The following is a 23,408-nucleotide window of genomic DNA, read 5'->3' on the forward strand; positions in this document are numbered from 1 at the left end:
ATTATTGGATTTTAGAGATTGGAGATTGAGTGTTACTGCAGATCGTTTTGAATATTTTGCGCTAGTTTATCTAGCATAGTTAATCGGTGTTTGTACTCACAACGTAAGCCATTCACGCAAGTTAAATATTTTTCGTGATATTCCTTTATGCCACCCTGTTTGTAAGCGTCCAACACAACGGAAATATCATTACCAATTGGTGCGATGGTTTCATTGGTGAAATTTACATTTGAGATTGCATGGTATGGGTTATCACGATCATCTTCCAAAATGTCGAACTCAACTTGACTCAATGTTGGTAAGCCATATTTGTTCGGAATGAAAGATGATTTTGGGTACTTGCCGTAGTCATACGTTGCGAATCTAAATAGAGGCTCTATTTCAAACTCAATTTCAGCTTGTGTAAGCCCTGTATGATTACTTAAAGCAAAGGTATCACTTGATGAAAATGATTCGTTATCATCGTATACAAGCGTGATTAGAACGAATTTAGGTGTGATATTAGATAGAGGCATTAGGTTTTTCCTTTTGGGGATTATTAGATAGATGTTTGTTTAGCCAAAGCAAAGTGCTTGTAGCTCGTTATAACTTAATTCGCAAAGTACCTTATAAACATGAATCGTGAGATCTTGTGTCGCTTGGTTATCGTGACTGTTATTTATCAATACTGATACGCTGTGATCAGTAAATGTAACGCCAGTTCTTGAAGTACAGACTGTTGAGTAAACACGATATTCGTAGCTATCACGATTAGTAAACGGGCATGAATTAAGAAACTCTGTTCGTTCGTAATCGTTAAGATCTGATTGCCAGTTAAAAGCAAACAATGCTGCGAGCTGTTGATGTTCTGTAAATGAATCAACATTAATGCCCTTTTGTTGAGCAAGGCTGTTAGCAGTATTAATCTCTTTATGGAAGTAAGTGTTGGGGTTTAGGTAATTATTAAGCATGGAGGATTGGCTTATAGATTGCTGGAACAAAAGCTAAGAACTTAGCCCTGGTAACTACGTTAGATATTGTTGTTTACAAAATCAAAAAGCACGTAGGTAGCCATGCTTGTTATAAAAACCATCAAGCATAGATTCAAACTTGCTTTCAACTGCTATAACTTCATCATCACTCATACAGGTAAGGTGATCGTTTAGATAATGCGCTGGCACATGCGATAACACATAGTTAAATGTACCATTCACATTAAATAGTTCATTTTTAAGTGAAAATTCACGACCAAAGATATTCTTACACTTGTTGAGTGCTGCGAGTAGAAATTGAGAATCAACATTATGGAATGTTTCTGCAATTTCAATGATGTTATTAATTTTAGAGTCGATAGACATAGTAGTATTTCCTGATAGGTAATTTAATAGATATAGGTAAACGCACGAACTGACTGTAGTTCATGGTGCAATATTGGACAGTTGGGAATGTTTAGATAGTTTAACAAGTAGAGTACGGGGCTTTCACCGCAAGATGCCGTTATGAAGAATGGTAATGATAATAGCTAGCGTGATCGTTGGCAAATTTACTTTTTTAAATTGTATTGCAGCAACTTAGCTTTGCGTTCTTTACGTATTGCTTTTGCTTCTTTTGTGTTGCCATGCATTGCTATTGGATCGGGTTCTATACCTAAATACGCTTGCATCATTATCTGGTGTGTTTCTAGCACTTTCGTAGCTGCTCTTGAAACCATCTTATAATGAATGCCAGATCGAGCTGCAGCAACACTTGAGCTTTGTCCGTTTTTTGCCGCCCATAGTACCGCATCACGATTTAACTGAGGTATATCACGCAAAGAGTGAACAGCAAGGCATGCTTCAATATGTTCTAATTTTATTCCGATTAATCTTTTCATGTTTAAATTTGTTTTATCTAGCCCTTAACTATTGCTTTAATATTTAAGTAGTATTGTAAAGCCACTATTTACACCAATAATCATTGGGTTAAGTGATCTTACAGTATTACTAGAGTATTGTATTATTATTGTTATAGTGTTTTTTAGCTATTGATTAAATAAAAATCTTACATTTTCAAATGATGGGGCTACCCATAAGTAGCCCATTTTATGATGTTCTTTTGATAATATTGGCATAATTAAATTTCTTGATTATTGATTAGATAATTTTATAGTTTTCAGTAGGCAAACGCATAGCTGTACGAGTGTTCACATCACCCCATAGAGATAAGCGTTTAGAGTTACCTGCAAATTTAGATTTGCCGTTTACAATTACCCATATACCAGTATCGTTAAATGAATACACCAGCTTTAAGTCTGCTCGTACAGACATAGGAAGAACCTCATTATGTATGTTATCCATTATAAGAGGACGAGTAGATTGATTAGAATAGTAACCTAGTACCATGTGCGGTGTTATACCGTTTGCTGTTGTGTATATTAGGCGTAGCTTTTCTTTATCAACACCCATGCGAGTTAGCACTTCTAACTTAGCAATTGCGTAGTCCTCACAATCACCCATACCCACACCAAGAAATTCAATAAGTGAAGCCCAGTAATCATCCTGCCCCCATAAAACTGAATCTTCGCGGTAAGCAAACGCATTAAAGAAGTCGTTAACTACGATTAGCTTTGTCTCAATAGGTGAGTTCGCATGTTTTGCCATTAGAACATTTAGGCGATCAAGTCGTACTTGTGCATTAGAGCCGTACTTAACCGTGTAATCTGTATTAGCCGTAAATGAATTAGCTGCCAATACTGGTGCTGTTGTTGTTATTAATAATGCGCCAACAAGGGCTTTCCTTATTAAACTTAAAAAATGTTTATTTTTCATATTCTTAACCTTGGATTCCATAACAATATAACTATGATAATTTTTAAATTTGTTTTCGGTAAGCGTCACCTAAGCTGATTTGTAAAAAATATAAAAAAAATTTTTACTTTAATTTTTCAATTAACAATTTTACTTTTCATTTAATACAATCACCCGTAAGTCACTGTTTTTAATTGCTTTATTTTTTAATTTTTCATCGCTGTAAATTTTTCAGATACAAAAAATGCGCCCAAGGGCGCATCGTGGATTTTGAAATATTTAAAGTTACTCAACGAAATATCTGTAAGTAATAATAATTAATTCAATTATTAGTATTGTGTTAATATTACTATATACGTAAAAACAACGGGTTATGATTGCTTTTGTCCAAATGTAATATTTATACAATATTTATGTAGGGCTACAAATATATTTAATAGCTATTGCTATTGTATATATTTCAACTCAGGTAGATAGAATGGTTGCCCTTGGAGGGGTTGGGGTAGTGTGTGATTAAACTCAACAGGTAGCATTACTGGTACAGGTTTTTTATCACATATCATTGCTTTGCAAAGTGCAGCTATACGTCTTTCAATGCTAATTGACTCATGCTTACGTTCGCAAAACTTCATCCAAAAATGCGGCTTGGCTTTTTGAGTTAAAAAAGCAGGATCAATTCGACAAAGTAAATCATCTAACTCGACAATTGCATCATCTTCATTCATCGACATATAGCTTGACTGCTCACTTACTGTAAATGCCAAATCTGTTCCTTTAAATATTGCATTCCAATTATGTAGATACACACTAACAGAACGATTTAACAATTCAGTCATAGCCTCATAGATAACAGGTTCATCCCATTCGCTATCAATATCATGTGACTTGAAACAAACATCGTTAACTACACGATTATGCTCAATCATGTTTTTAGATAAGCGAAGAAGTTTAGTGCCTAGCAAGTTTGATTTCTTCTCGTTACCGATTAACGCTGGCGTTCGACAAGTATCAAAGTGCGGTGTCATATAGCCGTATTGAGCCGCAAGGTTCAATCTATCCATATATGCCTGACCCGACTTTTCACACAAGCCTAAGAAATGCACTCTACGCCACACAGGACGCTTAACTTTACTGTTAGGTTTGATTGGTACTTTCATTTCCAGCAATCTTTCTATATCTGATAATGAAAGGCGTGGATGGATCTTATCTAAACCCTCAAATCCAGTATCAATACTCAAACGTGAGGGTACGCCAAGCGTGATATTTGGATGATAATTAAGAGCCTCAAGCATGTTAGTCGCATGATTAACAACATTCCCGCACTTATGTACAACGATCATTACTTGGCAACGGTTTGCCAGGGCAATTATTGCTTTAGCATGATCCGTAACGACTTTTAGACTTTTTGTTGGAAACAACATGTCGTCAGGGACGACTACAGATAACCTACTCGCTTGTTTTACTGTTAGGCGGTCTATGATGTTTTTGTAATTTGCAAAAACATCATTTGGAGTGACGTTTTCACCTTTGTTCATCGCTGTAATTACACCGTTATCAATGAATGAATATTGTGATTTTAGCGAATTGGATATGAAGTAAGGTAGGAAAGGTTTGGACTCAAAATAGGCGAGTGACGTACCGATGTTGCAGCCAGCAGATAAATAGCCAATTGCCTCGTCAGCATTTGCCACCCCAGAGCGGAAGATAACAGGCTTAATGCAAGACTTGTTAACTATGGCATTAACGATGCCTTTCACTCGACCACGCATATAGCCAATACCACCACAGTTACGTGAGACATAAAGATAATTAAGCCCTTTAAATCTGGTTTTTAAGCCATTTTCAGTTAGGTGATCGAATGCATGTTGATACTTTAGCGTTAGGCATACGTAACAATCACGACCTTTAGTTAACTTTTCTTTAAGTAGTGCGGTTGCCGATTTTTTGTGAGTATTAATAAACTCGTTCATTTCCACAGTGCCAATATTGGGCATTTCAAGATTGTAATGTGCAATTTGTGCATCTGCAGTAATTAAACCGTGCTTGGCTGACAGAATTAAAACATCTGCGTATTCACGTATATCACGGCAGTTCGAGTTAATCAGAGAAAATATTTTTCCCTGGTACAAATCATATGCGGTATGCACTCCGAGTTTCTTTAAATCACTACAGTTGATGATAAGTAATGGTTTTGTATTGTTCATTAGATAATTCCATTGATTTTGTTGTAGACGCAATGCGTTTGCGCTATTTGATTGGGTTGTTGGTAAAAATTAAGGTTGGTGGTTTTTATGTGTATGCGCTTGAGAAATCGCTACTCATTTTTTGGTTCGATAAATACAGGGGATATGGATAGATTTACTTGAGTTAGATGCTCAGAGTTGATTACGGAGCTTTCACCGCAAGATGCTGTTATTGAGCAGGTAGATTAATAGTTAATAAATCTGATTACAATACGAACTCAGACAAAAAACTCACCTTAAATCGTAATAATTATTTTTGGTTAATCATGGTTTTTTGTGGTTAATGATGATTCATATAAATTATTAGCATTTTTTCATGGTTATTGATAAATATTTACGGTTTTCTGTAAATCATGGCGGTATGTTTTTTGTACTTTAATGGTGACGAATTGTAGCGGAGTTGAATGAAATAACCCATAAAAATGGTGAACTTACTAATCAACAGTAAATATCACTGACGATTTATGATGTAGTTATCAAAATGAGGAACTAAAGATGATTATGTCTATTATCGCTGGCGGCTTTGTTGCTGGTGGCCTTACTTCTATCGTTGCTAATCAGTGGCGAACTGTTATTAATGAAAGTTTGGATGCTGGAAAATTAATTAGTATACGTACAGTCGTAAGCTGTGTTGTTTTTGCTGCATATGTTACCGCACTACAAATTAATGTTGATCCAACTAACTTCTATTCATTCGCGCTTTTTGGCTTGATGCTGTGGTTACTGTGCTTGCTAGATTACGACACCATGACTTTACCCGACAATATAACCCAACCGCTATTATGGGTTGGTCTATTGTTGTCTTGTACTAAATACTCAATGTTATCGCCAGTAGATGCTATATGGGGCGCGACAATCGGTTATATGTCGCTATGGTCATTGAATATGTTTTGTGTTTTTGTATTTAAAAAACAGGGTATGGGGCATGGTGATTTCAAGTTGTTTGCCGCAATTGGAGCTTGGCTTGGTGTTCAATCATTAATCGCAACAATGGCAGTAGCAGTTATTGTGGGCTTCATTACTGCATTATATTTCTTTACATCAAAGAAACACAAAAACGGTGCATTCCCATTCGGAATCGGTTTGGCTTCTGGTGCAGTAGTTTACGTTCTGTGCGGTGATATTGTAGATATGTTTCTATCACTATTAAGTTGATTATCCAATTAACCAGAGCGTCCATCATGGACGCTTTTTTATAATTAATATTAAATAAACACTAAAGAACAACTATTACAATACTTGTTCAATATTTATATAAAGCTATTGTAATACTTTTTTAATACTGCATTTTAGGTTAATTTTATTTAACTTATTGAATATTGGTTGGTGTTTTCTTGTTTGTAATATTTAAAGTATATTTAAGTAATACTTATTGGGTGTTATTGTAGTGTATTTTAGATATTGTATTTATATTTATTTTGTGCTGCTGAATGGGTCGTGTATGAAAATCCAGTTGTGATTCATTACTTCATTAAAGGTTAAATTGTGGGTGTTTCAATACCATTGATGTACTAAATGTCTTCGCTCAAAGATATTAAATTAACATAGCCATTTCTTATAATTGAACATTAGGTTATATATGGGCATCACCGTTTTAGTAATTGTTATCGTTGTTATCGTAGGGTTAATTGCTTTTTCTGCGTTTACAACTGGATCTTCATCTCAAGCTCCAGCACCAGAAAAAACGCAGGAAGATATAACTGCTGAACCAGAGTACCAGTACACAAAGATCGAGGCATTGGTAACACCTGCAGAGCTAAAGTTTTACAAAGCTCTAGTGCAAGCAACTCCTAGTGAATATGTTGTTTGCCCGAAAGTTAGAATTGCTGATGTTTTGGGTGTTGGTGTAACACGTAAAGGGAATAGCAAAGTATGGCATCGACACTTTTCAAAGATCAGTCAAAAGCACTTCGATTTTGTAATCTGCAATGTTAGTGATATGAGTTTTATCTGTGCCGTAGAACTTAATGATGCAAGTCATAATCGTAAAGACCGCGTTGAGCGTGACGAGTTTGTTAGAATGGCGTGTGAAAGTGCCAATGTTACGTTACACGAAGTATTACCAAAGCAAAATTACGATATTGAAGAATTAACATCAATGATTAATTCATAATCAACATTTAATAACGAAAAAGCCCGTTACACTCCACAAGGAATGTAACGGGCTATTTTTTTACTTAATAATTTAGATTGCTACAGGCTACATGCAAGGCAAGCAATTTCGCCCTCAATGTTTCCTTTCGCTTTATCCTTTAATCGTTGCTTTCTTATCTCGGACGGTAAACGATCAAGTGCAATGTTCTCAAACATACCAGACCAAGTTACCTCACCAAGATTAAGCTCATCTTTATCATACTTACGTGCAAAGTTGGTTTTAGCCGCCTTATAACGCTGATACAAGTCAGAGTGAACGATTATTTGTTTTTCGAGTAAGCGATCTTCAAAATCAACATACTCTTTTGCTTGCTTAAAACGTTTAGTTAAGGCTACTCGCAGGTTATCTAAATGCTCTTTTTCACCCTCACGAACAAGAATGAAATGCATCATAGTTACGTTCTGTTCGATTGATCTGTAACTTAAACCGTTTGTACCCCATGTGTAACTTTCACTTTGAATCTTATCTAACGTCAAATTGCCTTTTTGCACTTTGATTTCATAGATACCAATTCGCATGTTTGTAAGCATTGATTCTTGGGTTTCATCGTACAACTCAGCAGTAGAAATAATCTGCTCATAAACATAAGCAAGGCTACTTCTAATTCCATTGAAGCTATGTGAGAAGTTAACAATTTTAGAGTAGTAAACCCCATTAAACATATCGCCATTGCCACGGAATGCGTCATAGGTTGACTCAGGCGTAACAAGGAACATCACTGCAAAGTAAATAGTATCAACATCATCGTTATTATAGTTAACCGACGCATCAAACAAATCTAAATTGGTAATGTTTTTTGATTGCTTAATTGGCTTAATTGGGTTCGCTTCACTTTCAGTTAATGTACTAACTGGTTTGGCAATCAGCATGTTTGGATTATGTAGATGATGATTACCAATTAGGTAGTTTGGCATCTTCTTCATGATCGCATTAAACATTATTGAGTTGTTCAGCTTATCCGTATCAGCAGGGCATAACTTATCGTAAGCAGCAGTTTTGGAAAACTCACTGTATGCTTCCACACACTGCATCACTCGTTCACTATTGCGCTTAAAGAAACAGCAGCCACAGCTAGAGCGTGAAGCGTGTTTGTACACGGGTGAAATACCACATGTAGCAGCCAGTAGGCCGTAAACTTGAGTACGTGCCATGCCAAGATTAATGAACGGATAACGGGGCAATACCCAATTAGCACGTTCTTCATCATTAGATAGGTCAGTAAAACGATCTTCATCATCACGAATGCCAATATAAAGATTAACCTTATTAGCAATGCGTTTGAATTTAGCATCAAGCCAAAAATCCATGCTTTCTAGCTTTAAGATACGAGTACAGTACCGAGCTTGACCGCTAGGAAGAAAGCCATTGAAGCGTTCAATTAGATCAAATAGACCCTCACTTGGCTTAACAACATGTACTTTCGTACCAACCCACTCTGAAATTTCTTCAAACTCAGCGTAAGCGGATTCTTCTTCTGCACCAGTATCAGTACAGACAAAGAAAAAACGCTTCTTGGGGAAGATTGCTGGCAAGATCATAGCCATACATTTACTGTCACTACCGCCCGAAACTGGAACAATGTGAATACAATCAACATCATCATGGTTGGGTAGTTTATAGTCGCGCCAGTTCACACCAAGAAGATCAAGAGTATCAAGGATTAGCTTTCGGCGTTGTTCGTTCATCATTAGATATTTTCCAGATAGGATATTGGATAAGTTAAAGGCGAACATTTACGTTCGCCTTGTTAGGGATATTGCTTAATCACTTAATCACTTAATCACTTAATCAATCAGATTTAATTCTGTGGGAAACAAAATTACTTCTTCAAGATCTATTGGCAGGGTTTCAAATGTATCAATAGGTTGATTTTCATCGCCTAAGTAAGCACATTCAAATTTCAAACCTTTATGGGTAATGACAGCTTTTACTGTGTCAGGGTAAATATGTACTGCATCATAGAAATTATGTTCGGTTACGTCCGTCCATTGAAACATTTTTAGATCAGTCACATCGTAACTAACAGTGGTATAAGCCATACAAGCATATGTATAACGCTCATACAGAGCTTCTATATCATCTTGAGATAAAGTCACACGAACAAACGTAGGACACTCAGCAAATGCGCTTGTAGGCAAAATAGATGAAGTAATTACAGTAGATAGTTGTGTAGGCATTTAAGTAATTCCTGATAGAAAAGCCACCAGCATACGACTAAGTGGCTTATTGGATTGGTTGTTAATTAAAGCGCAGAACCAAGCATTAAAGGCATGTTCTTAGCTTCAAGTTGAATGTTAGATTTAAACATGCTTTCAACGCTTTGAATGTCGTAACCAGTTTCTTCCGCAGCTTCTTTTGCAGAGCGTAGCCAGCCTTTTAAGCGACCGAACTCAACATTGAATTTTTGCATGAATTTCTGATTGAACTTGATCCAAACGTTGCCATTTAGATAGAACTTAACTTCCATTAAAATTTCAAGATCACCGGTTGATAGATCTTTATATTTAAAGTCGTTCTTTTCGCCTCGCTCCCATTTAAACGACTGTGCTTTAGGGCACTGTTCGTTTTGCAGGAATCCAAGATTATTTGAAATAGTTAAAATGTTATTGATGTTATCAACAGAGCGTTGTTGTAAGCCGCAGTCACTATTGCTATATCGCCATGAACCATCAGTTAACCCACCAATCCCATGACATACAACACGGTAGTCAAGTTTGTAGTGAGAGTGTTCAGAAGCACAGTTGTAACGCCACTTGTCTTTAACAAGCGTTTTATCATTACTCTTGTAGTTCTTAGCTGATTCAAGGCTGTAAATGCTTTCAAACACTTCAATAAGCTGACTATCAAAGTAGTTATTGCAGTTTTTAAGCACCCATATACAAACAGCAAAAGCATTTTGAGCAGTAAAGTCGATACTCATATTGTCTTGCATAAGCCCTAAGAGTGATTCTCGTGATGTGGAGGTTAGACGGGAAGTAATATCCTCTAAGTTATCGAACAACTCTTTCCAATACTTCTCTTTTAATGAAGAAACTTTCATGCGTAATAATTCACGAACGTCTTTCATGGCTACGCCAATCTCACTTAGTAGGCCACTATCTATAGAAGTAAGCGATTTATATGTTTCAAGCAAACGAGTCATATCACGATTGTAAAATTGCTCTAATGACTTCACTAGACCTTGCTGATTGATTAGATCAGTACGAGCTTGATCTTTTTCTACCTGTTCCTCGTCCATTTCAAGCGTACATGTCTTAGAAATGTCGCTTTCAGTTTTGCTAGGTTCAAATTCATTCTTAAACCATAGGCTAAACGCATCAACATTTTGTTCAACACGGTAATCACGATAATATTCATGGCTACGTGAAGAAAAATCGACACGAATTATGTCAACAATGGCACGGGCTTGACGATCAGCATCTTTGAAGTCGAGTAACTTCAATCGCGTGGCGGTTGCACCTCGATCTTTGAGTGTACGTTCGATTGCAGTATTTGTTTGCCAACGGTGCGGAATTACAAAATATGCGTGTTCACAATTGGACTCTCGAATAATCTTACAAGTCCATGCTTCGTATTCAAGGTAAGGTGGATTACAGAAGACCATGTTTACTTTCTTATCCATTAGGGTTTGCTGATGAAAATCAGTACCAATCAGGAAAATACTTGCGTCCATTGATTGCTGCAGCAAGGTCGATTTTTCGATAGCATAACGCTTACCATCGGTTAATTTCATTAACGCTCGACCATCACCAGCACCCACATCAAGGATAGATTGCTTAATGTATTTGCGAGTTGGATCGTTACCATGACCAATTTCACGAACTTTATATGTTTTGATGATGTCACTTTTGATTACATCAAGAATTTCGTCAGTCGTTGGATACCATTCAAAATCTTGTTGCTGCTCTTTCACTTGCTTTAATAGTCGCTGTGTAGCACTACGATTATTAGTATTAAAAGGGCTTGGGATATTAGCAATTGCATTCATTATTAGATTATTCCAGATAGAAAAAAACCTCAATAAATGAGGCTTTAGTTAGATAGGGGATTGGAGTTAATACTTAGTGGCTGTACATCACTGATATATCTCTGAGCAATGTTGCGCATTGGTAAGGACTCATTGATTTAAACCACTCGCTAGCTTGGTGTCTAATACAGTTTATTGACTTTAAGTTGGCGTAATTGGGCTGCACTGTTTTATCAGTCATAGCAATGTAATTAACTAACCATTCGTCACTTAACATCGTTTCTTTATCTACTGTAGGTAAGTCTCTCGAATCAAGCAAAACGCTTTCAATTGCCACAAAAAGCGCGGCAGTATTATTGTTAATACAATCTTGCTCATAAGAGCTAATATCAACTTCATTCAACTGACTAAGAAGTACGGTATCAATATGACGCTGTACAGCTTCGGTAAATATATTGTTTTTGTTGTTTACAATTTCGAACATAAACGAGGTTGTTAATTGTGAAACGCCGGCATCAAATTGATTTTGACGTAGAAAAGACCAATAAACATATTCTGCAGGGCGCGATGCTTTTTGGATATATGACACAAACGTTTTTAAACGGTGTGATAAATCACCTTTCTGCTTGCCCTGGCACACGTTACGCAAGTATTTATAACTACGAGTTGAAATGGAACACGCATTACACAGTATGCTATTGCTCGTACCATAGTCACGCTTACGGGCAGATGTTACGAAGCCCGTGGCACTTAGGTTTAATGTTCTCTTATCAAAATCATTATAGTAATAACCGATATTGAAGTATTGCTCAGTGCAGAGCGACATATACGTAAACGCGAACTCAATAAAAGCAAGGTTTAGTATATTTGAACATTCTGATTTAAAGTCACGCTTTAATACGGCTTTAGCTGCATCAATGCCGCTGGCCGTATTAAATCTAAAAGCATATAGACGTGCTTTACTTTGAACTGAATCAATATCTGGTTTTGCGACCATTTCAAGATCACAAAGATTATTAACGATAGTAGTAAGAGTCTTCATTAGATAATTCCATATAGGTAAATTGGTAAATAAAAGCCCCGTTTGAAAACGAGGCTTAGATTGGTAGATTACTGCAGGTATTTTGATTCAGTGCCAGTTTGTAAGTAGTTATTGTTTACTTTACATATAACACTTGCACGTACAGCAACCTCTAGTGGAACGCTATTAACTTTTGACCATGCTCTAATGGTGTTAACCTTAGATGTTAGAACAGGCGCGAGTTGGCACGGATCATCAATCCCCATCAACTCTGCAAATCGATCATAAGAATATTCACCAAGTCCGACATTAACTTTAGTGTCTAGGTGATCTTTATATTCTTTGAACGATATTTCTTGCATAACAAAGAGTTCAGCCTTGGATGCATCGAGCAAAATAAAACGCTTGTTTCGCATTAAGCCCTCAAAAGACCAGCCTTTGTTAAATGACTGTATTTTCAAGTGGGGTTCAACACGCGCTAAAATAGCCAAAAAACTATCAATTGATAAATAACCGTGCTTTGCATGAATGTGGTTATTGAAAATGATTTCATTACCAGCGAATAACATTACTGTACCGGTACTACATATCTTTAAATATTTAATGCCGTAATCCTCTTTTAATTCAAGAGCGCGGCTATAAATATCATCAACAGTAGAAATACGGACAGAATTGCATTTACGGTTATTTGCATTAGTGGTTATTTCAGTGTTTTTTTTGTCAAAATTAAAGTAGCACATTAGATAATTCCATTTTCCACAGTTTACTTTTCCACGCATTAAAACGTAGAAAGTAAATAAGGGTATTTTTAGTTAGTTAAGGCAAATTTGCGGTTCGCAAAATTACCCATTAAGAGGTGTATTAATTCGCCCGTATTGGGTGATTAATAGATTTTGGGGAAACAATGAACTCTGATTCGTTACGCTCGTCAGTGAAGTGAATAACATCACTTTTATTGATCGTTATTTGCCAGATTTCAGGGTTTTCAGGTTTGAAACGATTAGCGAACCATCGTGCTTTTGTTAGATCGTTTGTCCAACTCAAGCCATTTAACAAACCACCACGATATAACGTGATTTGTTCAGGCAAAGACTGGAAATAGTCATCACTCAAACTCGGTGAAGTACCAAGGTGGTTAAATAGCCATAACCAAATATCTAGGTTTACAGAGGGATTTTCAGAATCAATCCAGATGTGTGAGACTAGTTCCCACTGATCCAAATGTTTTAACTGAGAAAGTTCATCAAACTTATTTAGCAGGTATTCAAGTCGGAATGGACGTTCAACAATACCTAGTTGCATTGATAGTGATTTGTCTTTTATGTGTTGTTCACGCGCACTTACTGCCTTGTTTATGTAATTGTTCATTTCTGGACAATACAAGCTAGTCAGAAGTGGATGCCTGAACATGGCCAAGTCATCACTATCGTCAACATACTGTTGAAGTTCTGGTTTGAGTTTGCAGGGTGTAGAAAATAGATCGGTATTCATATTAGATAATTCATATAGGGAAATTGGTAAATCGCAGACGCGACAAAACGGTAACGGGATAGTTACTGTTGGATAGGTATTAAATGGATTGGTTTTAGAATTGGAATACGGAGCTTTCACCGCAAGATGCTGTTATGTAGGCTTTAGATTATATCAAGTTTGATCGACTGACAATATGAAAATTGTATTAGATTTTGCAAACCACAAAAACAATAAGTGACACTGTTACGTTGATTCCGTGGTTACTTCTCGTTAATGGGAATGTCCTATCACCTATATCTATTATCTTTAATTATCCTGCGATTGATTGGAGATAATACTATGTCAAAAGATTATGATGATAACGAAATGCCACATGTGGAAATGCCAGTTTTTGAATCTCAACCAAAAGATTATGCTGAATTTATACAGCGCACTACCACTATGGCTCACTATTTTGGTGAGTTAAAAGGAATTAAGCGAGGCTATGAGGCTGGCTTGGAGAAAGGCAAAGCAAAAGGCTTTGTCTTGGGGCAGTTACAAGGCTATCAAGATGCCAATAAAGACCATGATGCTGCAATTTCAGATGGAACTCGTAAGGGTTCAAGTGAGTGTGCTAAACAGCTCAGGAATAGAAGAAAAGATTAATAAAGGTGTCGTGCTGATATGAAAAAACGAGCAACTAACTATGTAACTAATTACTCGTTTATCTAAACAGAGATTAAAGATCTTCAAATGCAGTAAATAAACCACCGCTATCAAGATTGGTCGATGTGTATCTTGTTATTTTTGAATATTTATTGTGAGATTAACTTTTACGTCCCTAAGTAAATATACAAAGGGCAGGGCAATTAAATATTCAGATTGAAGTAAATTTAACATCGAATGTTGAATAGCCTCCTGCATTTCAGGACTAAATGTAGCGTATAGACTTAAAATCATATTGATCATGTAATGATTCTCTTAAAAAATCGTGGCCATAAAGTAATGCTTTTAGCCAAGAATTACTTTTGACAATACTCAATTACGTTTTTACAATACGATTAACCTTGGATTCGCATTTAGGGTTAGTTAATCGTAAAAACATAACAGTTTGAGCGTTGGACTTATCGGAACAAACATTATTCGAGTAGTGTTTGTTCCGTCTTCATTTCTAGTATTATTTCTATATTTGTATAAATACTTCCCTCTATTTATGTGACGTTTTTAGGCAAAATATCCTCTTATTTCCTCTCCGATAAACTGTTACTCATTCTCCCATACAAACTTATAATCAAGCTAATACAGTTGCGGATGATGAATATTTAAGTCGATATAACATAAGGTTGCGTTGCGCTACTCAGTTAAGTGTTTACAAGATAATGGTGAATGCGGAGTTTTGCAATATGGTATTTTTTGAGGGGCTGTGGATAACATGGGGATTTCAAAAAAAAGTTAGCACCTGCTCACTTATGTAGTAAACAGCATCAAATAGATAATAAAAATCAATGCTTTTTAAGTTATTTTTTTAAATAAAGAAAATTTATTTTTATTGCTTTTCTTTATAATCAAATAGATAGCATTTAATTGATTTTTGTTAGGTTTATGGACTCTAAATGTAATAATGAATGTTGATTTAATGTTTGTTTGTTGTGGTGGTTATCTGTTAGTAGGTGGATTGTAGTGCAGTCCATAAATATGACAATTCATTTAACTGGTTGCAAAAATAATCTATCAAATATCTCTTTGGGATAGATTTAAGGCAAAAAAACGAGCAACTAACCAGGTTAATTACTCGTTTTTCTGTGAGTTATAAATTAGAAATCATCAAGTGCAAGAAATGGGTTGCCATTGCTTGTATTGGATTGACTATTAATACCGATTACCGGCTCGATAGTAACCGGAACATCTGTTTTAGGTTCTTTACGCTTAGTAGTCTTTGGCTTCTTAATTTTAGATTGTATTTTAGGTGTCTCAGCCTGAATGTGGCTAAATGCATTTGGGATCTTATTTGTACGATGCCCTGAGTCGAATATATACCAACAGTATTCGCAAGAATCAGTACCATTTTTAGTGAACTTTGGGCGAGGAATAAGGATTGGTGCTTTTTCAGGAAATCCTATTTCATTCCAGAACGGTATTCTTTTCTTTGAACCAAGAAAATTAACTCGCTGTAAAAAGATCAGTGTTCCATCTTCTGCAAGTTCAGATCGCATCTTACGAATAAATTCCTCACTCAAACTAAAAGGTGGATTGGTGATTATTACGTCAAACTTTTTGCCAAAATCCGTTGTTAAATAGTCACGATTTTCTTGTATTTCACACCAATACTTTTGTTCCTCTGGTAAGTTAACAGCGTTAAAAATACGACTCTCTGTGCCACGACATGGCTCAAGAAAATCATCATCCTCACGTAGTTCTATCAACTTTAAAAGGGCATCAATCGCATTTTGTGGTGTTTGATAGTCATCATGTTCAATTGTATTTCCAGTGGTCGAGCTCATTAGATAATTCCGTGCATGGTAAATGGATTAGGGTTTTTTACTTAATTTATGGCGCATCTAGATGCACCATAAATGCATTTATTTTGGGGACAGTATTAAAGCATTCAGTAATAAATTTGAGTATCGAGTAAATGAACAATAAGTATCAGTGTTACTTTCAACTTTTTGGCGTTCTTTGAATTTCGCAGCATCAATTTTTATGCTTTTATCCCCATCAATATCAAAATCAACAATTAGCTGTTTGAATCGAGGGAAAAAGTTGTATGTGATACTAGCGTTTTGTAAGTCACTCAATTCGCTAGCAACAACAGTTACATTGCTAAACTCATAGCCGGTAGATTTTATTGCTTCTATCAATCCACAAAAGATACCAGTATTCGTAAAGAAGTACGTGGTATCGCAAACTTTTGTTGATAGTAGAAATTTATCATTACCCGTTTGATCTTTAGATTTGAGTGTATGGCACTTATAACTAACTGCTAATTCATCCATTGCTTTAGAAAATGCAATGAGAATTACTGCAGAGTCTCGAACGAGTAAATTAGAAAAACAAAAAGGAAACGATAAAGCATAAGGATCATTTAACCATCGCGATAAACACAACTTGTTATTGCTGTTTACATCTTCAAATATCTTAGATTCATAGTAACTAAGAAAGCTGAAAGCATTTTGAAGTAGAAACAACGAACCTGTACTCATGCGCTGTGGCATACCGCTAACATCGTCCGTAATATCGTTGAAACGAGATAAGGCCGATGTAGCAAGGCGGTGACGCTTAATGTCTGAATTGTTCATTTAGATAATTCCGGTATTTGATAATTGGTAGGATTGTTAATGCTATCGCTAAATTTATTATTGATTTGCAAGCTCAGTGTTTTTTAGAGCAATTGCCCATACTTCATTTTCGATGGTCGTATCTAGTGGTGTGTGAGCTAATGATTCCATTAGTACAAACTCCCAACCTTGATCATCAAATAACTCATTTGGGTACGGTTTATCTGTATTTTCTAATTCATCAATATCTAATATTGGTTCACCATCACCTAATGTTTTACACATTATTTTCGCTGTCTCTTTAGCATCAATAATGACAAGACTTTCGCCAGCATCTTTTGCTAAATCTTCAAGCTTAACAATGTTTTTTAATACAGTTAATGGATCTAAATTAAGTGCAAAATATGCATCAATAGCCAATGACTTTGATTCAGCCATAATTAGCATTGTCTTTACTGAATTAGTCGGCGTGGTGTAAGAGATAATAAATGGGTATTTAGTCGACATTAGTTTTTCCTGTTCTGAAATTAGATATAAAAAAAGCCCGTTTATTAACGGGCAGGTAGATAGGTTTGTTGATTATTGATAGCAAGGGAAGCAATCATAAACATTAGCATCACAATCGAACTCGATCATGCGGTAGCCAGCGTTTAGTGCCGATTGAGCGATAGTGTAGAGGTTGTCTTGAAGTAAAGTAATTTTGATATTCTCTAAATCAAAACTCTCATACATTTTCAATAAATAACCCTCATTACGCTTACCAATAAAGGCAAATGGTATTCCATCTAATGCATCATTACGTTGTTCTATTAACACTAATTCTTCAAGTAACGCTAAATCATTTTCTGATAAATGCACTGTAGAAATACCTATAGCACGGTAGTTATCATCGGTGTTAACGAGTTCATTGATTGTGGTTTGATTAGTCATTGTAATTCCTTGAGTAAGTTAGATGATTGGTAAATTTAAGTAACGTTAATTAAACGCTCTTGTATGGTTAGAAGTTGTTTATTTAGAAATGTAATTTTCATTGTAGACTTGGCCAGCTACATACTCAGAAAGAGAAATACAGAAATCAATGTAAATATCATCATAACCATTCCAGTCATGTTCGATCTTTACATGTTCAATAAATTTCGATTGAGCTTCATTTGAGTTATTACTTTCGATAAACATTAAAATATTTTCACAGTTACTTACACGGCCAATAGTAACAAATGTATTTTTTTGATTAGCATTTGGGGTAGGCATAAAATTATTCCTTGTTGGATAGTTGGATAGTTGGATAAACGGGCTTTCACCGTCTGATGCATTAAGAAATCTATTTATTAACGCTTTAAGAAAAACGTTAAAAGATAGAGGTTAGTTTGAACATGCAATGCACATTCAAACCAACCCTAATCTCCACAAACTTTATCTCATATTAATTACTTGGTAGTTCGTGGTACATATCTGTTGGTGCAACACTGTAATCCCCTGGAGCTGGCATACCTTGATCAGTTGGCATGTCATACCCATATTGAGATTGCGATGGTGCTGGTGTGTTAGTTGGATTAGCCTGTTGATTTCGATTACGACATTCAAGCATTAATACCCGATCAATTTTGAAGTCATTTGAAACAACACGGTTTTGATTGCGATCTTCATAAGAATGAGTTTGTACTTTAGCTTTAATTAAAAGGTTATCACCTTTATTAATGCCGTACTTGAACGCTTTAGTTGCAAACTTTTCATGTACAGAAATACGAACCCAAACAGTAGGATCATTTTTACTTTTTTGTAGAGCTAGGCTAACTGTCATCCATGCATTATTAGGATTTTTTTCAACCTTACCTACAGTACCACCCAACAAAAACTCATTAGCAATTGATTCGCCACCGTTACTTACCGATAGAACATCTATAACAACGTATTCAGTAATTGTTAACTTTGAAGCGTTATTACCTTTTGCTTGGAATGAATTAATCTCAACTTTTGCGATAATTGCAGTTCCATTCACAATAGCTAAGTCTTGTACCAGTGGAGTGTTGATAATTAAACGAAGTAAAACAGGTTTAGGTTGATATTGACCCTCTGCAATAGGTGTATGCTGAACCCACAGAATAGATTGGCCATTTCCATTATCATTAATCTGAATAACAGAACCACCTAAAGTACCCTCGTTTGAATTGATTTTCATGTTAGACCCTTAAAATAAAGTTTGTAGGAATTAGATATTAAATAGTGCGCGTTCATCTGGTGTAGCAATAGTCTCAAGGTACTCTCTTAACCAGACACCACTTTGAACAGCTTTAGTAACCACCAGCCCTTTGTTCCAGTCGTTAGTATCAACTAGCGCATCAAGTGAGCCAGCAACAAGCATGTTATAACCACCCATAAACGCAGATTTCACCGCGTCTTTAAAGGTTTTAAAAACATCGTGATAACTTGCACCAGATTGGGAGTAGTAACTTAAACGATATAGGTTGCCTTTCTTACGCTGATCCAAATATGGTTCAGGAAGAATAACGACCATCTGCTTAGTTTTACTTGTTGGATCGATTAACTCTGGACAATTACTATCAGCATCCCATAACTCATTAGCAATCTTAGATAGCTTTTCATCAAAGAATGCTTCTTCTTCAACGTGCCAGTCTTCAAAGCTAAGAGCGCAGTTTTCACCATGTTTTCGCGCAATCATGCCAATAAAATCATCAAGGCAATTAAGGCGTTTTAAGCGATAAGTGAAAGTGCGTTCGGTTTGCCATTCAGCAAAAGTAATAAGTTCATCAACTAGGCGTTTGTGGCGTGGTTTTTTTGCATTAGACATTAGGGTTTCCTTGTAGGGGCGTTAGATTAGTTAAATAAAAAGTATTCACGGTGCGCGTTTATGCGCTGAGATAAGCAAAAGTAAATATCGCTTACCGTAGATGAAATTAGAGACTCGTAATTGGCATTATTTAAAACACCAAAAAAGCGACTTTCAACTTCTGATACACATGAATTAAAGATGGATTGGTCAACGACATTATTTTCTTCATACTCAACTAAAGCGTTATCTATAACGTCAATACGGTCGAGGTTTAGTGCCAAGTTAAATCTAAAATCTGGGTGCGTAATACTAGGGAATTTATTCATAATTTCGTTTCGGATATTAAGAGAAATTTCGGTAGCATTACACGGTTCAGTTTCAGAGTATGCCTTTAGGACTTCAAGAAGAATTAATGCTTCATAGATGGTTGGTGTAATAGATTTCATGATTATTCCTTGTTGGGGTATTGGAGGTTAAAGACAAATATTGGTTAGGTAGTTGTACAATTGAACGGTATCAAAACCATCATCAAGTGAAGTGCAACCACGGTGATCAATTTCAGTCCAAAGGTTATTGTCAGCATCTTGAATCAAGATAATTTCAAACCAGTTCACTTCATCAAGAGACAATCCAGTACGCGCACAAACAGCAGCATACATTTCATCTTTCGTTTGAAATGTCATACAGCCGGTTAAATTGTCAGCGTCAAAGTCATTGCCGGTTACAGCAAAGTAATGATTGTTTTGGTTGATGATGTAGTGAGTGTTAACCATTTTGGTTTCCTTAGATAAGGGGATTGGATAATGATATTGCTGTTTACAAAAACAAGCGGTTTTAGTTGGATAGGGAAGAACGAGAATGGGCTAGAGTTGCAAGCATACTTACACGCTGATTAATGCGTGAAATAACTTTATTTACGTAAAACAACTCTTGATATAAACCGTCACAATGAATCGTATAACCATCCTTTACTGCTTGCAGTATCGCCTCTGAAATAGAGTGATAAGCAACGCTAGATGAACAATGCTTATTATGTCGATGGTAAAAAGACACTTCGACTTTAAATCCATTTTCTTTAAAGCAATCACGACACTTAGAAATAGTGATAAAGCTATCGCCTGAGTTCTTCTTTAGTTCAATAAATTCACTATTATTAGCCGTTATTAAGATACGCCTAACAATTCGTAATTTACTTTGGCTATCGAGTGCCATTGCATTACTGAATAACTCGCTAGTGCTATTGGATGTAAGAATTTTGTCATTAGCAAACGACATAAATTCAGTGTTATTGATTAGTGTTTTTGCTGAGATGTGTTGCTGCGGTTTGAACGTAAGTTCATTTAGGGTTGATTTCGCCATTAGATAATTCCAGATGTGCGAAAACCCCGTTACGGATTAACCGCACAGGTAAGTTGATAAAGGGGAGTTAGATTAGGTGTAAAGTTGGATAGTTAAATAATTAAAGGCAGAGGCTTTAACTGCATCGCTTTCTAAAGAGGTATTAGAATAGCGTTAACATAAGATCGCGTCAACGCTGATAACTAAAATTGTTTTTGTAATCGGTATCATTATCTATTTTTAAATTCCTGCAGATCAAAGTGCTTCGATATTTGAACACAGATAAACCACAGTTGGATCTTCTGTATTGATGCCGTTAATAAAACCTTTCTGAGCCCAAAATTGTTGTGAATCACTATCAGTAGATTTGCACTCGACCAAGATCAGTTCAATGTTAAGTTGAGTAAAATATGTAATTGCGTGGTCTAGTAGTTGATTGCAATAACCTTGATTCCGCTTCATGGTTTCAGTGTAAGCCCAAGTGACAATTGCTAAGTCTTTTCGTAAAGGTAATTGCTCACAAGTCATTGCTGACAGTGTATTGCCGTTGCTATCACAAAGCTCGAAAGCATATAGTTCTTGCAAATCATCATTGCTAACAATTAGTGGTTTTAAAACAGCATCACGATTGTTAATTGAGTATAAGTCGTGGGCTCGTTCACGTATGCGATTGATGTTATCCATGCCGAATGGCTGATTGCCAACATGATTGATTATTGAAAGATTGATTGTCATTGGGGTGTACCTAATTGGTCAAAGTGAACTTGTCACTGAGAAAGAAAAAAATACCCCGATATGTGATTCGAGGTATGTTATTAAGCAGAATTTTGAAGTGGCTTTGATAACTTCACTTTCTATTTATAAGCAAAATCAATTATTTGTCAATAGTCAGTAGGGAGCACTAAACCAAAAATATAAATTAATGGTGGTTATCGTCATTCATTATATTGTAAGTTGAATGTGAATTTGTAAAATCAAACGGCTTATCGTCATTCAATACATTGTAAGTTGAATGTGGGTTTGTAATATCAAACAGGTCATCATTAAAGTTACTTTTAAACTTATCGTTATGTTTATTGTTAATGTTGAATAAATTGTGTTTTGCTGCGTACTTTTCTTCTTCCCACACCTTTAAAATAAATTTAATGACTAAAGCAACAATAAAAATGATAATTAAAACGTCCATATTCCTAATCCTTTAGATAAATTCCCGCAGTAATTGTATCAACAAAAATTTTACGTTATATGGGGCAGCGCAAAAAACGAGCAACTTCATTTAAACTCAACGAAAAAAGAACAATGCTCTCTTTGCTAACAGTAACATCATAATGATGTTGATACTTCATCAATATGATGTAATATTAATAGTATCTTGTGTCAACATACGGGCTCTGTAATGATTAATACTGCAGTAAATGATGTTGCTTTTAATGGTGATGCACCACTACCAGAAAACATCTTTAATAATGATAAGGTCTATTATCAAACTGTCGTTAAAGGATTATCTGGAAAGGTAATTAAATGGGCTGTTTCGGCAATGCCAAAGCAGAAAGAGGTGATTGTAAAAGCACTTGGTACAACGTCAGGCAATCTAAGCCGTCTATATTCAAAGACTGCGCTAGATAAGCACCAAACCGAGGAAATTCTTGACGTTCTTAAACTATATGTCGAAGTTTGTGATGTATTTGGCAGTACCAAGAAAGCCGATTTATGGTTGTCTATTTCTGTTCCAGCACTGCAAGGCGAAAAACCAATTGATTTAATGGACACATTCATTGGTCGAAAAATGGTACGCGAAACGGTTAATAAAATTCGTTTTGGTGAGTTTTCATAGTATCAAAAATAACAATAAGACCTGTATTAAGGTAATTTTTAATGATCACTAATTTATTTCGAGCCTCACCAGAAATATACTTAAACAACCTAGATGGTAAAGGTGGTAGTTATGCTAATGGGGCGCGATGGAATCCTGCTGGTTATCCAATTGTGTATTTAGCCAGTTCAGCATCAACGGCCTTACTCGAAATGGCTAATTACATACCGCATCCAGAGTTAGTACCTGATAATTATCGTTTGGGCAGATATGAAATACCAACCAATTTGATTGATACTTACGATAAGTCGAAACTACCAAAAAATTGGGATGAATATCCTCACCCGCAATCTACGCAGCAAATAGGTAAGGCTTGGTTAGATAATGGTAGTAACGTAGCGTTACGGTTGCCAAGCAGTGCAGTTCCAGGTGGTTATGATGATATTGTTATCTTCAATCCTTGTCACCCCAAGGCTGGTGAACTCAAGTTCATTGAAGCGTTGCCACTAGCTTACAGTAGTAGAATGTTCAGTGGTTTAAGTAAAGATTAGAGAACATTAAAGCTATCCAAGTAATGCATTGTTTTCA

Annotated in this window: 29 protein-coding genes; 5 read left to right on the plus strand and 24 right to left on the minus strand. The window is 35.9% G+C overall.

Features of this window, described 5'->3' with window-relative positions:
- Positions 1-32: 32 nt before the first annotated feature.
- The 6 genes from BTN98_RS18150 to BTN98_RS18175 form a co-directional block, all read right to left on the minus strand.
- Positions 33-515, minus strand: coding sequence for a hypothetical protein (locus BTN98_RS18150; protein ID WP_065190014.1), 483 nt, complete (start codon positions 513-515; stop codon positions 33-35).
- Positions 516-554: 39 nt separating this feature from the next.
- Positions 555-950 carry a hypothetical protein gene (locus tag BTN98_RS18155; protein WP_065190013.1) on the minus strand — a complete coding sequence of 132 codons (396 nt, stop codon included), beginning with the start codon at positions 948-950 and terminating at the stop codon, positions 555-557.
- A gap of 81 nt (positions 951-1,031) precedes the next feature.
- Positions 1,032-1,337 (minus strand): hypothetical protein, encoded by a 306-nt coding sequence (locus BTN98_RS18160; RefSeq protein WP_065190012.1) that lies wholly within the window; start codon positions 1,335-1,337, stop codon positions 1,032-1,034.
- A 185-nt stretch (positions 1,338-1,522) separates the two neighbouring features.
- Positions 1,523-1,852 (minus strand): hypothetical protein, encoded by a 330-nt coding sequence (locus BTN98_RS18165; protein WP_065190011.1) that lies wholly within the window; start codon positions 1,850-1,852, stop codon positions 1,523-1,525.
- Positions 1,853-2,111: 259 nt separating this feature from the next.
- The gene (locus BTN98_RS18170) at positions 2,112-2,786 is read right to left on the minus strand and encodes a transglutaminase-like cysteine peptidase (protein WP_065190010.1); all 675 of its coding nucleotides are present in this window, start codon (positions 2,784-2,786) and stop codon (positions 2,112-2,114) included.
- 425 nt (positions 2,787-3,211) lie between these two features.
- Entirely contained in the window at positions 3,212-4,969 is a 1,758-nt protein-coding gene (locus BTN98_RS18175; RefSeq protein ID WP_065190009.1) for a DUF6884 domain-containing protein, read from the minus strand.
- A 534-nt stretch (positions 4,970-5,503) separates the two neighbouring features.
- Here BTN98_RS18175 and BTN98_RS18180 point away from each other — a divergent pair.
- Positions 5,504-6,163: a prepilin peptidase gene (locus BTN98_RS18180; protein ID WP_065190008.1), complete on the plus strand. Its 660-nt coding sequence runs from the start codon at positions 5,504-5,506 to the stop codon at positions 6,161-6,163.
- A gap of 424 nt (positions 6,164-6,587) precedes the next feature.
- Positions 6,588-7,121, plus strand: a complete 534-nt coding sequence (locus BTN98_RS18185) for a DUF2726 domain-containing protein (protein ID WP_065190007.1) — start codon at positions 6,588-6,590, stop codon at positions 7,119-7,121.
- 80 nt (positions 7,122-7,201) lie between these two features.
- Here BTN98_RS18185 and BTN98_RS18190 read toward each other — a convergent pair whose 3' ends face one another.
- From BTN98_RS18190 to BTN98_RS18215, 6 genes are all read right to left on the minus strand, one after another.
- A complete protein-coding gene (locus BTN98_RS18190) occupies positions 7,202-8,851 on the minus strand; it encodes an adenine nucleotide alpha hydrolase family protein (protein WP_065190006.1) in 1,650 nt (549 codons plus the stop codon).
- A 96-nt stretch (positions 8,852-8,947) separates the two neighbouring features.
- Positions 8,948-9,340 carry a hypothetical protein gene (locus tag BTN98_RS18195; RefSeq protein WP_065190005.1) on the minus strand — a complete coding sequence of 131 codons (393 nt, stop codon included), beginning with the start codon at positions 9,338-9,340 and terminating at the stop codon, positions 8,948-8,950.
- 65 nt (positions 9,341-9,405) lie between these two features.
- Positions 9,406-11,151, minus strand: coding sequence for a DUF4942 domain-containing protein (locus BTN98_RS18200; RefSeq protein ID WP_105030063.1), 1,746 nt, complete (start codon positions 11,149-11,151; stop codon positions 9,406-9,408).
- A 73-nt stretch (positions 11,152-11,224) separates the two neighbouring features.
- A complete protein-coding gene (locus BTN98_RS18205; RefSeq protein ID WP_065190002.1) occupies positions 11,225-12,172 on the minus strand; it encodes a hypothetical protein in 948 nt (315 codons plus the stop codon).
- Positions 12,173-12,240: 68 nt separating this feature from the next.
- The gene (locus BTN98_RS18210; protein ID WP_065190001.1) at positions 12,241-12,891 is read right to left on the minus strand and encodes a hypothetical protein; all 651 of its coding nucleotides are present in this window, start codon (positions 12,889-12,891) and stop codon (positions 12,241-12,243) included.
- A 121-nt stretch (positions 12,892-13,012) separates the two neighbouring features.
- Positions 13,013-13,642: a hypothetical protein gene (locus BTN98_RS18215; RefSeq protein WP_065190000.1), complete on the minus strand. Its 630-nt coding sequence runs from the start codon at positions 13,640-13,642 to the stop codon at positions 13,013-13,015.
- A gap of 321 nt (positions 13,643-13,963) precedes the next feature.
- Here BTN98_RS18215 and BTN98_RS18220 point away from each other — a divergent pair, with 321 nt between their 5' ends.
- Entirely contained in the window at positions 13,964-14,269 is a 306-nt protein-coding gene (locus tag BTN98_RS18220; RefSeq protein WP_065189999.1) for a FliH/SctL family protein, read from the plus strand.
- Positions 14,270-15,417: 1,148 nt separating this feature from the next.
- Here BTN98_RS18220 and BTN98_RS18225 read toward each other — a convergent pair.
- From BTN98_RS18225 to BTN98_RS18280, 12 genes are all read right to left on the minus strand, one after another.
- Complete coding sequence (locus tag BTN98_RS18225; RefSeq protein WP_065189998.1) at positions 15,418-16,104, minus strand: DNA methyltransferase; 687 nt, start codon at positions 16,102-16,104, stop codon at positions 15,418-15,420.
- Between the two features lie 78 nt (positions 16,105-16,182).
- Entirely contained in the window at positions 16,183-16,899 is a 717-nt protein-coding gene (locus tag BTN98_RS18230) for a hypothetical protein (protein WP_065189997.1), read from the minus strand.
- A 57-nt stretch (positions 16,900-16,956) separates the two neighbouring features.
- Positions 16,957-17,385 carry a hypothetical protein gene (locus BTN98_RS18235; RefSeq protein WP_065189996.1) on the minus strand — a complete coding sequence of 143 codons (429 nt, stop codon included), beginning with the start codon at positions 17,383-17,385 and terminating at the stop codon, positions 16,957-16,959.
- Positions 17,386-17,457: 72 nt separating this feature from the next.
- On the minus strand, positions 17,458-17,808 hold the full coding sequence (locus tag BTN98_RS18240) for a DUF5983 family protein (protein ID WP_065189995.1): 351 nt from the start codon (positions 17,806-17,808) through the stop codon (positions 17,458-17,460).
- Positions 17,809-17,886: 78 nt separating this feature from the next.
- Positions 17,887-18,129: a hypothetical protein gene (locus BTN98_RS18245; protein ID WP_065189994.1), complete on the minus strand. Its 243-nt coding sequence runs from the start codon at positions 18,127-18,129 to the stop codon at positions 17,887-17,889.
- A gap of 172 nt (positions 18,130-18,301) precedes the next feature.
- Entirely contained in the window at positions 18,302-19,057 is a 756-nt protein-coding gene (locus BTN98_RS18250; protein ID WP_065189993.1) for a single-stranded DNA-binding protein, read from the minus strand.
- A 30-nt stretch (positions 19,058-19,087) separates the two neighbouring features.
- On the minus strand, positions 19,088-19,687 hold the full coding sequence (locus BTN98_RS18255) for a hypothetical protein (RefSeq protein WP_065189992.1): 600 nt from the start codon (positions 19,685-19,687) through the stop codon (positions 19,088-19,090).
- A 26-nt stretch (positions 19,688-19,713) separates the two neighbouring features.
- Complete coding sequence (locus BTN98_RS18260; RefSeq protein WP_065189991.1) at positions 19,714-20,115, minus strand: hypothetical protein; 402 nt, start codon at positions 20,113-20,115, stop codon at positions 19,714-19,716.
- A 27-nt stretch (positions 20,116-20,142) separates the two neighbouring features.
- On the minus strand, positions 20,143-20,442 hold the full coding sequence (locus tag BTN98_RS18265; protein ID WP_065189990.1) for a hypothetical protein: 300 nt from the start codon (positions 20,440-20,442) through the stop codon (positions 20,143-20,145).
- A gap of 61 nt (positions 20,443-20,503) precedes the next feature.
- On the minus strand, positions 20,504-21,028 hold the full coding sequence (locus BTN98_RS18270; RefSeq protein WP_065189989.1) for a hypothetical protein: 525 nt from the start codon (positions 21,026-21,028) through the stop codon (positions 20,504-20,506).
- Positions 21,029-21,262: 234 nt separating this feature from the next.
- The gene (locus BTN98_RS18275) at positions 21,263-21,742 is read right to left on the minus strand and encodes a GNAT family protein (RefSeq protein WP_065189988.1); all 480 of its coding nucleotides are present in this window, start codon (positions 21,740-21,742) and stop codon (positions 21,263-21,265) included.
- Positions 21,743-21,926: 184 nt separating this feature from the next.
- A complete protein-coding gene (locus tag BTN98_RS18280) occupies positions 21,927-22,193 on the minus strand; it encodes a hypothetical protein (RefSeq protein ID WP_065189987.1) in 267 nt (88 codons plus the stop codon).
- A 210-nt stretch (positions 22,194-22,403) separates the two neighbouring features.
- Between BTN98_RS18280 and BTN98_RS18285 the strand changes: the two genes are divergently transcribed.
- Entirely contained in the window at positions 22,404-22,841 is a 438-nt protein-coding gene (locus BTN98_RS18285) for an antitoxin Xre/MbcA/ParS toxin-binding domain-containing protein (RefSeq protein ID WP_065189986.1), read from the plus strand.
- Positions 22,842-22,882: 41 nt separating this feature from the next.
- Positions 22,883-23,371, plus strand: coding sequence for an RES family NAD+ phosphorylase (locus BTN98_RS18290; RefSeq protein ID WP_065189985.1), 489 nt, complete (start codon positions 22,883-22,885; stop codon positions 23,369-23,371).
- Positions 23,372-23,408: the final 37 nt, after the last annotated feature.

Origin of the sequence: Photobacterium aquimaris (assembly GCF_002954455.1) — a bacterium.
Lineage (GTDB): Bacteria > Pseudomonadota > Gammaproteobacteria > Enterobacterales > Vibrionaceae > Photobacterium > Photobacterium aquimaris.

What these genes read in the sequence shown, in the direction of transcription:
- BTN98_RS18150 (WP_065190014.1), bottom strand. Translation starts at nt 515, where the DNA reads ATGCCTCTATCTAATATCACACCTAAATTCGTTCTAATCACGCTTGTA.
- BTN98_RS18155 (WP_065190013.1), bottom strand. Translation starts at nt 950, where the DNA reads ATGCTTAATAATTACCTAAACCCCAACACTTACTTCCATAAAGAGATT.
- BTN98_RS18160 (WP_065190012.1), bottom strand. Translation starts at nt 1,337, where the DNA reads ATGTCTATCGACTCTAAAATTAATAACATCATTGAAATTGCAGAAACA.
- BTN98_RS18165 (WP_065190011.1), bottom strand. Translation starts at nt 1,852, where the DNA reads ATGAAAAGATTAATCGGAATAAAATTAGAACATATTGAAGCATGCCTT.
- BTN98_RS18170 (WP_065190010.1), bottom strand. Translation starts at nt 2,786, where the DNA reads ATGAAAAATAAACATTTTTTAAGTTTAATAAGGAAAGCCCTTGTTGGC.
- BTN98_RS18175 (WP_065190009.1), bottom strand. Translation starts at nt 4,969, where the DNA reads ATGAACAATACAAAACCATTACTTATCATCAACTGTAGTGATTTAAAG.
- BTN98_RS18180 (WP_065190008.1), top strand. Translation starts at nt 5,504, where the DNA reads ATGATTATGTCTATTATCGCTGGCGGCTTTGTTGCTGGTGGCCTTACT.
- BTN98_RS18185 (WP_065190007.1), top strand. Translation starts at nt 6,588, where the DNA reads ATGGGCATCACCGTTTTAGTAATTGTTATCGTTGTTATCGTAGGGTTA.
- BTN98_RS18190 (WP_065190006.1), bottom strand. Translation starts at nt 8,851, where the DNA reads ATGATGAACGAACAACGCCGAAAGCTAATCCTTGATACTCTTGATCTT.
- BTN98_RS18195 (WP_065190005.1), bottom strand. Translation starts at nt 9,340, where the DNA reads ATGCCTACACAACTATCTACTGTAATTACTTCATCTATTTTGCCTACA.
- BTN98_RS18200 (WP_105030063.1), bottom strand. Translation starts at nt 11,151, where the DNA reads ATGAATGCAATTGCTAATATCCCAAGCCCTTTTAATACTAATAATCGT.
- BTN98_RS18205 (WP_065190002.1), bottom strand. Translation starts at nt 12,172, where the DNA reads ATGAAGACTCTTACTACTATCGTTAATAATCTTTGTGATCTTGAAATG.
- BTN98_RS18210 (WP_065190001.1), bottom strand. Translation starts at nt 12,891, where the DNA reads ATGTGCTACTTTAATTTTGACAAAAAAAACACTGAAATAACCACTAAT.
- BTN98_RS18215 (WP_065190000.1), bottom strand. Translation starts at nt 13,642, where the DNA reads ATGAATACCGATCTATTTTCTACACCCTGCAAACTCAAACCAGAACTT.
- BTN98_RS18220 (WP_065189999.1), top strand. Translation starts at nt 13,964, where the DNA reads ATGTCAAAAGATTATGATGATAACGAAATGCCACATGTGGAAATGCCA.
- BTN98_RS18225 (WP_065189998.1), bottom strand. Translation starts at nt 16,104, where the DNA reads ATGAGCTCGACCACTGGAAATACAATTGAACATGATGACTATCAAACA.
- BTN98_RS18230 (WP_065189997.1), bottom strand. Translation starts at nt 16,899, where the DNA reads ATGAACAATTCAGACATTAAGCGTCACCGCCTTGCTACATCGGCCTTA.
- BTN98_RS18235 (WP_065189996.1), bottom strand. Translation starts at nt 17,385, where the DNA reads ATGTCGACTAAATACCCATTTATTATCTCTTACACCACGCCGACTAAT.
- BTN98_RS18240 (WP_065189995.1), bottom strand. Translation starts at nt 17,808, where the DNA reads ATGACTAATCAAACCACAATCAATGAACTCGTTAACACCGATGATAAC.
- BTN98_RS18245 (WP_065189994.1), bottom strand. Translation starts at nt 18,129, where the DNA reads ATGCCTACCCCAAATGCTAATCAAAAAAATACATTTGTTACTATTGGC.
- BTN98_RS18250 (WP_065189993.1), bottom strand. Translation starts at nt 19,057, where the DNA reads ATGAAAATCAATTCAAACGAGGGTACTTTAGGTGGTTCTGTTATTCAG.
- BTN98_RS18255 (WP_065189992.1), bottom strand. Translation starts at nt 19,687, where the DNA reads ATGTCTAATGCAAAAAAACCACGCCACAAACGCCTAGTTGATGAACTT.
- BTN98_RS18260 (WP_065189991.1), bottom strand. Translation starts at nt 20,115, where the DNA reads ATGAAATCTATTACACCAACCATCTATGAAGCATTAATTCTTCTTGAA.
- BTN98_RS18265 (WP_065189990.1), bottom strand. Translation starts at nt 20,442, where the DNA reads ATGGTTAACACTCACTACATCATCAACCAAAACAATCATTACTTTGCT.
- BTN98_RS18270 (WP_065189989.1), bottom strand. Translation starts at nt 21,028, where the DNA reads ATGGCGAAATCAACCCTAAATGAACTTACGTTCAAACCGCAGCAACAC.
- BTN98_RS18275 (WP_065189988.1), bottom strand. Translation starts at nt 21,742, where the DNA reads ATGACAATCAATCTTTCAATAATCAATCATGTTGGCAATCAGCCATTC.
- BTN98_RS18280 (WP_065189987.1), bottom strand. Translation starts at nt 22,193, where the DNA reads ATGGACGTTTTAATTATCATTTTTATTGTTGCTTTAGTCATTAAATTT.
- BTN98_RS18285 (WP_065189986.1), top strand. Translation starts at nt 22,404, where the DNA reads ATGATTAATACTGCAGTAAATGATGTTGCTTTTAATGGTGATGCACCA.
- BTN98_RS18290 (WP_065189985.1), top strand. Translation starts at nt 22,883, where the DNA reads ATGATCACTAATTTATTTCGAGCCTCACCAGAAATATACTTAAACAAC.